1 protein-coding gene, 1 rRNA gene and 1 pseudogene are annotated in these 2,291 nt (G+C 31.0%); all 3 read right to left on the bottom strand.

Annotation, left to right across the window (positions count from 1 at the left end; all coding sequences use genetic code 11):
- Positions 1–955: 955 nt before the first annotated feature.
- Positions 956–1,696 carry an amidohydrolase family protein gene (locus tag ACFVR2_RS25090; protein ID WP_387368220.1) on the bottom strand — a complete coding sequence of 247 codons (741 nt, stop codon included), beginning with the start codon at positions 1,694–1,696 and terminating at the stop codon, positions 956–958.
- 138 nt (positions 1,697–1,834) lie between these two features.
- A pseudogene (locus tag ACFVR2_RS25085) lies at positions 1,835–2,042 on the bottom strand (IS1595 family transposase); the annotation flags it as partial.
- Between the two features lie 158 nt (positions 2,043–2,200).
- Positions 2,201–2,291 (bottom strand): 5S ribosomal RNA (gene rrf / locus ACFVR2_RS25080); the annotation flags it as partial.

Raw genomic sequence — 2,291 nt, 5'->3', positions numbered from 1 at the left:
CAAACTCTCCATAAAAGTTAAGTTTAAATCTTGTATTGCTCAAAAAACTAATAATTGACGTTTACTTCATGTTTTGTTTAGTTTTCAAAGTTCATCTTGTCGCTTCAGAAGCGACTTTAATATAATAACATTTTGTCGAATCATTTGTCAACAACTTATTATTTTTTTTGTTGTTCTCACTTGGTTTGTCGTGACAACATAAACAAATATACCATCTCGTCCAATTGATTGCAAGCATTTCTTTACAAAAAATTAATAAAAAGTTATGTATGTTCTTTTATAGTACATTTATTTAAATAAGTTGATTGTATTCCGCTTTATACAGCTACAATTTCTTATATGTATCAACTGTTCTTAAATTATTCCTTAAATGAAATCAACAATTTTATATTACAATTCGTAAATACAATTTTATTTTAAACAGGTAGCTGAAAAAAATTGTGTTTGGTGCATTCAAAAACTATTCGTTTGTTTGACCAGGACTATCCATATAGGAACACTACTCTTCCTAGAATGTTGACAATTAACTTAATGTTTTTAAAGTATTACGCAAAACGGATATCATTGTGTCTTATATGGGAATCAGCTACCCGTAAATAAGAAATCACCAGTATAGTTCACTTAAGCTTTATGTTCAAATAAACTAACCAGAACTAAAAGAGTGCTACTTCAAGATGAGAACATTAAAATATAGGGAATTAGCATTATTCAATTCTTTTTCTTCTACACGAATGGATCTATTACTGATACAACTTATACAGCAATATATAGAACTCTTAATGAATGAATATTTTTATATAATCCACTCATCAACTTTGCAGAGCTGGAAATGCAACTAGGAATGGCCCCTAAAAGTTCAAAAAAGGATTTAGGCTAAATGTGGACTATTAGACTATTGATCACGACGAAGTAATTCTTAACTTTCTCTATGAAGCTACACCTGATTAAAGCTAAATTACTTGAAATACCATTTTAATGCATTCGTGTACAGAATTTTATCGGTAGCCTGTTCATCAAATAGCTGTTGAATTAATTCAATATCTGTATACTCAAAAGGTCTTTTTGCTCTTGTAGATGGCAAATCTGTACCAAACATAAGTGCATCAGGATTTGTCTCATAAATGGATCTTAAAGTTTTTTCAACATTCAGTTCCACACGCCCAAAACCTGTTGCTTTTACGTGTATGCCCTTATCAATTAATTTTAATAAATGTGGTAGTCCTTCTTCTGATAATCCTAAATGATCAATTGAAATAGCAGGTAACTTTTCAATAATTGATGTAATTTCAGGTAACTCTTTTGCATCAATATAAAGTTCACTATGCCATCCGACTAAATCATAAACTCTTCTTGCAAAGTAATCGAGCTTTGATAAATCTTCTGAACCACCTCGTTTTATATTAAAACGTAATGCCTTTACCCCTTTTTCATTTAAGTTTATAATCTCTTCGTTTGTTACAGTAAAAGGTAATTGAGTTACGCCGCAAAATGTTGTGCCCATTTGTTTAAGTGCGTTTAATAAATATTCTTGGTGAAATCCTTGGAAAGAGCCAGATACAATCCCACCTAGTACATTTAAATCAGTAGTTTCATTCTGGTAATCTTTTACAACATAGTTGGGTGGCAAATATCCTTGGTTTTCGATAATTGGAAAATTAAAATTAATAATATGAAAATGTGCATCAAAAATTCTCATTTCATTTCCCCTCTCTTTTCATTAACTTATCAAAGATGGTTCATAAAGAAAAATATGAATTATTTATGCAAACTCATAATTTTGTCTTATCACTCTATACTGCTAATAGCTAAATAAGCACTATACAGCGAATTTTGACTAGCGTAAATTACCGTATGTAGCTGTCATTTCGAAAACAAAAGACAATAAAAGGAATTCCTTAATATTATGATTTGTAACTTTCATTGTTACGAACATCCACAAACAAGAACCAAATAAGGTAATTGTCGAGATACTTTGTTGTTATACCTTTAAATCGGTTTATCAATTGTTCCAAACGTGAATGAAGACCATAAACGTTTTGTAAGCTTGAATCGTTTAAAAAATAAAGTTTTAAATGCAATAATAAAAAAGAACCATGTCAATTTATAGGTGCCAGCTAGATCACCCGTAAATTGACATGGAACCTCATTTTTAAATTCCAACAAAAAAAAGTATCAACTTAATAGCTGATGCTTTTCGTTTACCAGGCGACGTTCTACTCTCACAGGGGGAAACCCCCAACTACCATCGACGCAAAAGAGCTTAACTGCCGTGTTCGGTATGGGAACGGGTG

This window comes from Gottfriedia sp. NPDC057991, from assembly GCF_042886615.1.
In the GTDB taxonomy this organism is placed as follows: domain Bacteria; phylum Bacillota; class Bacilli; order Bacillales; family Bacillaceae_G; genus Gottfriedia.
Note: the sequence above shows the minus strand (reverse complement) of the source record. Positions and strands in the feature narration are given on the sequence as shown.

What these genes read in the sequence shown, in the direction of transcription:
- ACFVR2_RS25090 (WP_387368220.1), bottom strand. Translation starts at nt 1,696, where the DNA reads ATGAGAATTTTTGATGCACATTTTCATATTATTAATTTTAATTTTCCA.